This window comes from Bacillus sp. V3-13 (genome assembly GCF_002860165.1).
Classification (GTDB): Bacteria; Bacillota; Bacilli; order Bacillales; family Cytobacillaceae; genus Bacillus_BJ.
In genome coordinates this window covers 1-6,142 of sequence record NZ_PGUZ01000105.1, presented here as the reverse complement: position 1 = coordinate 6,142, position 6,142 = coordinate 1, and the positions used below count along the sequence as shown (strand labels likewise).

The window sequence follows — 6,142 nt, the reverse complement described above, 5'->3', positions numbered from 1 at the left end:
AGAGAGTACTTTCATTAAATTTTTGTGCCTTGAGCACAGCGAAAGGAATGAAACTTATTATGACAATAGACAAATTATTTATATGTATAGGTATAATAGGCTTTCTAATCGGTATTTTTCATAGTATAGGATGGTTTATCGGACTTTTTTGTACTGGTATAGTTTTTATTCTTAGAGGGGATACTAAACTAAAAAAACTTGATCTCGGTTTTGGGATAGTTTTTCTTTTATACTCACTCTATGTTTTATTTACTCAAACCAATATATTTTAAAACCCCCGGATTGCTCCGAGGCCACTGAAAAAGTCCCTTTAAACAAAAAAGCAGAAATTCTTACATTTAGTGAGGGTTTCTGCCTTTTTTGATTTATAATGAAGGTATCTATTTTAAGTGGGTGGTTTCGGTTATACAAAAGCAACAATCGATGATGTTCAGTCCCTATATGGAGCTCTATAATCTAATCGTCCCTGAGGACAACATGTTACGCAGGATCAATGACCTGGTCGACTTTTCTTTTGTTTACGATGAACTTCAGGATAAATATTGCCTTGATAATGGCCGGAATGCCATTGATCCCATCCGTATGTTCAAATATTTATTGTTGAAAACCATCTATGATATTTCCGATGTCGATGTGGTTGAACGTTCGAAATATGACATGTCCTTCAAGTATTTCCTGGGCATGGCCCCTGAGGATTCCGTCATCGATCCGAGCTCCCTGACCAAGTTTCGGAAGCTCAGGCTCAAGGACGTGAACCTTCTGGACTTGCTTATCAATAAGACGGTTGAGATTGCGATTGAAAAAGAGATCATCACGAGCAAATCCATCATTTGTGACGCCACCCATTCAAAAGCTCGCTATAACGAGATGACACCAAAGGAAGTTCTGATGGAGCGTTCCAAAAAGCTGAGGAAGGCCGTTTATAAGGTGGATGAATCCATGAAGGAGAAGTTTCCTGCCAAGACGAAGACAGATGTGTTGGAAGACGAAATCGCCTACTCCCAGGAACTTATTGAGGTCATTGAAAAGGAAGGAACCCTTATCCAGTATCCGAAGGTGAAGGAACAGTTGAATCTATTGAAAGAGACGGTGGCAGATGATATTGAGCAACTTCAGTGTTCGAAGGACCATTATGCCAAGGTTGGGCACAAAACGGCCGACTCGTCCTTCTTTGGATACAAGACACATATGGCAATGAGCGAGGAACGGATCATTACTGCAGCCGTCATTACGACAGGAGAGAAAAATGACGGGAAACAATTACAGACACTGATCGAAAAAAGCCTGGAAGCAGGAATGGAAATTGAAACAGTCATCGGGGACACTGCCTATTCAGAAAAGGATAATATTCAATATAGTAAAAAGAATAAGATCAAACTGGTTGCCAAATTAAATCCTGCCGTTACACAAGGCTGCCGTAAAAAGGAAGACGAATTCGAGTTCAATAAGGATGCAGGCATGTATGTCTGTAAAGCAGGACATATGGCAATCCGAAAAAATCCGAGGTGGTAAAAAAATGTGGCAGCGAATCAGGTAGATACCTATTTTTTCGATATTGACAAATGTAAGCGATGCCCCTCAAGGACAGGTGCTATAAAGAAGGCGCGAAAACTAAGAGTTACTCGGTTTCAATCAAGTCAGATGAACACTCGGAACAGGCGAAATTCCAGGAAGACGAGTACTTTAAGGAGAAATCAAAAGAGCGCTAAAGATAGAGGCAAAAAATAGTGAGTTGAAGCACAGACACGGGTACGATGTGGCCACATCCTCGGGTCTAATTGGCATGGAGTTGCAAGGTGCCATGGCCATATTCACCGTCAATTTAAAGAGAATCTTGAAGCTAATGAGTTAAAAATAGAGGGAAACGAGACTAAAAAACAAGAAAAAGCCGACTCTTTCTTCCAGAAATCTGGAGTAAGAGTCGGCTTTTCTTTAGAAGCTATCAAGAAGACCATAAAATCCGCAGATTTTCAGTGGCCTCGGTCTTTCCCGGGTTTTTTTTTGAAATTGTTCATTATTGAATATTATAAGTCAAATATGGATGCTCTCTTAAACTTTCCAAAACTATGACGAAATAAAAGGAGAAAGAATAGGAGGTGTTCACTTGAAAGTAAAAAATAAATCATTAAAAAGCTCCTTACTAGTTTTACTTTTCATTTTAATAACAAGCTTCTTTTTATTATTCAGTATTTTTATGTTTTTCAACTCAAAACTATCAATCAATGAAACGATGAAACAAACGAGCATTCTTCATGCCAAGAGGATCGCCAACGAAATTGATGCAGATGAATATGCGAAGTTCTTGAAGAACCCGGCAAAAAATGACCAGTATGAAGAATTTAGAACACAATTAAATGATTACCGGGAAAAAGTTGGCGCCATGTATGTTTACACCCTCCAGGTCTCTGATGGCAATAAATTAGGGATTATCATTGATGGCATGGCATCACTTAAGGACACTGTGGACATAGGAGAGCCGACAACAGCGACAACATATGAAGATATTGCTCCTGTCCTTAAGGGCAAAACAGCGAGTACGGATATCGTCAAGGATCCCGAATATGGGGATTATATGTCCGTGTTTGCGCCGATCAAGGATGCCAATGGGAAAATAATCGGTGTTTTAGGCGTTGATATGGAAGCCGAAGTAGTCAATACGATTTCCGCTGATGTGCTGACGAACTCAATGCCGTTATTCCTGATTGGATCACTGCTTGTGCTCGCGATTATATTAGCGATCGTCTATTTATTTTTGAACAAAAAACTGAATCCGCTTTCTAAACTCAATGACATTACTAAAATGATTTCTGAAGGAGACATTCAAAAAGCAAAACAGCATATTTCCAAGTTCAATGTAAAATCAAAGGATGAAATTGGTGTTTTAGCTAATTCTATTTCGATTATGACCAATACACTTGAAAAGATTATCAAAGACATCCAAACCCATTCATTGAATGTAAACAAACAAAGCAGCATACTAAATCAGACATCCAATGAAGTAAATGAAGCGTCCAATCAAATTGCTGTTACCATGAGCGAAATGGCAAGTGCAATCGAAATGCAAACGAATTCGACAACGGTTATTTCCGAAGAAATGAATGATTTTTCGCAGCTAATCATGTTAACCACCAATCAAGGTCAAGAAGTATTGAATTCTTCTGAAACGATCATATCCAGTACCGGGAATGGTACTGAGCTTATGAATTCATCGATAAATAAGATGGAAGATATCTATCAAATGGTAAAACAATCGGTCGCAAAGATACGCAATCTTGAATCACAAACAAATGAAGTGACTACGCTTGTGCTATTCATTAGGGAAATTGCTGATCAAACCAATTTACTGGCCTTAAATGCGGCCATTGAAGCTGCACGGGCAGGGGAGGCAGGCAAAGGGTTTGCTGTTGTCGCCGATGAAGTAAAGAAGCTGGCAGAAGAAGTATCGAAGTCAGTAAATAATATCAACAACATTGTAAGCAATGTAAAAAACAATACAAACGAGATGGCAACGATTCTGGAAAAAGGATTAAGCAGCGTTGAAGAAGGCAAAGAAAATTTACATAAAACGAGCCATTCGTTTGCAGAGATCTCTTCAGAAATTTCTTTGATGAACACTCTTATATCTTCAATGTATCAGCAATTGCAAACCGTTTTAACAAGGCAGGAACAAATGAAGAGTTCTCTCAATGATACTGCAGCCATCTCTGAAGAAAACGCAGCCGGTATTGAACAAGTTACTGCGTCATCCCAGCAAATGAATGCCTCATCGCATTTGATTCAAAATCAAGTCGAAGAACTTCATCAAATGTCCAACCAGCTAAATCAAATAAATGAAAGTTTTAAAGTGTAAGGTGAAAACCTGACTGAAATGTATATGAAAATCGAAGCTGTCGCCTGTGACAGCTTTTATCTTTTTTCAATCAAGCAATTTAGTGAGTTAGAAAAAAACTGGGATTTAATAGAAATAGTCCAAAAGGATTACTTATTGTTTCCTCTCCGGGGTTAATGGAAAAGTAATCATAAATATTGTGCCCTCCCCCAGCACACTTTGGACTGTAATGATACCATTATGTTTTTGGACAATTTGATAGCTCACCATCAGGCCTAATCCATTCCCTTTTTCTTTCGTTGTGTAGAATGGTTTGCCGATTTTTTTTAGTTCTTCTGGCGACATTCCAACTCCGTTGTCTTGAATTGAAATGGATAATTTCTGCTTGTTTATTTCAGTGCCAATAAAAATTTCGCCGCCGTTCGGCAAAGCCTCCACAGCATTCTTAATAATATTTAAAAATACTTGTTTTAATTGATTTTTTTCTCCAAAAATATGGACTTTGGACTGTGGCAGTTTGTAATTAATAGCAACATTTTTTAAAAGTGCTTCCGGTTGCAAAAATTTAATGACGCTCAGGAGAGTTTCGGCTACATTGCATTCGCTCAGATAATAAGTATGAGGCTTTGAAAAGACCATAAATTCGCTTACAATGAAGTTGATTCGGTCAATCTCCTCCAAAATAATATCGGTGAACACTTTTCCTTTATCGGTTTCATTCATTAACTGGACAAACCCTTTTATAGAGGTTAATGGATTGCGAATTTCATGGGCAATCCCGGCTGCCAGGTCACCTACCATTGATAACTGTTCAGCTTTTCGAAGTGTTTCTTCCGTCTCCTTTTTTTCTGTAATGTCGTATTGAATATAAAAGAATTGATAAATTTCCCCGTTTTTATTTACGAAAGGCACAATCGTCGTATCGACCCAAAATTTTGTTCCGTCCTTCGCCTGGTTGAGGATTTCACCTTTCCAGGTTTCTCCTTTTTCAATGGTCCCACAAAGATTATTAAAAAAACTTTCCGAATGGAACTGGGAATTTAAAATATGATGATTATGCCCCATTAATTCTGCTTTTGTAAATTTAGAGATTTCACAAAACTGATCATTAACATAAGTGATGTAGTTATCTTTATCCGTAATCGAGAATATCGTTGCTTCAATAAGAGCTTTTTTAAAATCGGATAGTTCCTTTAAAGCGGCATTTACATCATCGTTAGATTCTTGAAGTGGGCAGGGTGATAAAGATAAGCTGTCATCATCAGGATTTGTGATTGCATTAAAAAACATCTGATAAAAATGGTCTGCCAGTTTCATAATTTGGATGAGAATATTAGCCGCCAGCTGACATTTGTCTACTTCTTCTTCTAAAAATTCTAAAATCATCGAACGGGAGACGGCTATAAACTTGTTACACTGCTCGAGTGAAGCCGATTTGTTATCGGGGTTTTGTGGAAAAGAACTTACTAACGGAATGATTTTGGTCCTTATGGATTCATTTTTGTGGCATAAAAAATCTCCAACAAGATTAAATATATATTCCTGCAAATATTGCTGAGCAGGTATTTCCGAAGTTTTCATCGCTAAATCGTAACTGAAAGCCTGAATTTTTCTCCCTATTAGCGCCAATTGATTTTCCATAAGGATCCCTCACTGAAAATATAAATGTCATAATAGAAATTTGACATAAATGCCGGAAACCCTTCTTTATTTATTATGTGGCTACGGAATAAAAGAAAAGGAACTCCTCTTGTATATAAGAATTTCTTTCACACTATAAAAATCTACGGCAAAATTTCAATTGCACATAGGGTACAGTTGAAAAAGGGAAACAGACTTTGGACAAATGTTGGGAGACTTTGCAGCAATCAGAACAGAATGTTTTATCAGCACTCGATAATGAAGGAAAAGCTCTATTTAAACGGTACTTAAAAAAGATTCTAAAAGGGGAGAAAAAAAGGAACCTTGATATTTATGATCAGAACTTAAGATTTACGAGCGGAACTTGAGATTTACGAGCGGAATTTAAGATTTACGAGCGGAACTCGAGATTTACGAGCGGAATTTGAGATTTACGAGCGGAATTTGAGATTTACGAGCGGAACTCGAGATTTACGAGCGGAACTCGAGATTTATGAGCGGAACTCGAGATTTATGAGCGGAACTCGAGATTTACGAGCGGAATTTGAGATTTACGAGCGGAACTCGAGATTTACGAGCGGAACTCGAGATTTACGAGCGGAACTCGAAATTTACGAGCGGAACTTGAGATTTACGAGCGGAACTCGAGATTTACGAGCGGAACTCGAAATT

General features: G+C 38.0%; 4 protein-coding genes and 1 pseudogene. 4 read left to right on the top strand and 1 reads right to left on the bottom strand.

Going from position 1 to position 6,142, the window contains the following annotated elements; translation table 11 throughout:
- From CU633_RS23175 to CU633_RS22390, 3 genes and pseudogenes are all read left to right on the top strand, one after another.
- Positions 1-272: hypothetical protein (locus CU633_RS23175; protein WP_219620991.1), on the top strand; the 272-nt coding region annotated here is incomplete at its 5' end.
- Positions 273-423: 151 nt separating this feature from the next.
- Positions 424-1,852: pseudogene (locus CU633_RS22395) on the top strand (IS1182 family transposase).
- 342 nt (positions 1,853-2,194) lie between these two features.
- Positions 2,195-3,850 carry a methyl-accepting chemotaxis protein gene (locus CU633_RS22390; RefSeq protein ID WP_374703399.1) on the top strand — a complete coding sequence of 552 codons (1,656 nt, stop codon included), beginning with the start codon at positions 2,195-2,197 and terminating at the stop codon, positions 3,848-3,850.
- A gap of 132 nt (positions 3,851-3,982) precedes the next feature.
- On the opposite strand, the gene CU633_RS22385 is transcribed toward CU633_RS22390, so the two are convergent.
- A complete protein-coding gene (locus CU633_RS22385) occupies positions 3,983-5,470 on the bottom strand; it encodes an ATP-binding protein (RefSeq protein WP_101662750.1) in 1,488 nt (495 codons plus the stop codon).
- 444 nt (positions 5,471-5,914) lie between these two features.
- Between CU633_RS22385 and CU633_RS22605 the strand changes: the two genes are divergently transcribed.
- Positions 5,915-6,142 (top strand): hypothetical protein (locus tag CU633_RS22605; protein WP_142383455.1); only part of this gene is annotated, 228 nt, incomplete at its 3' end.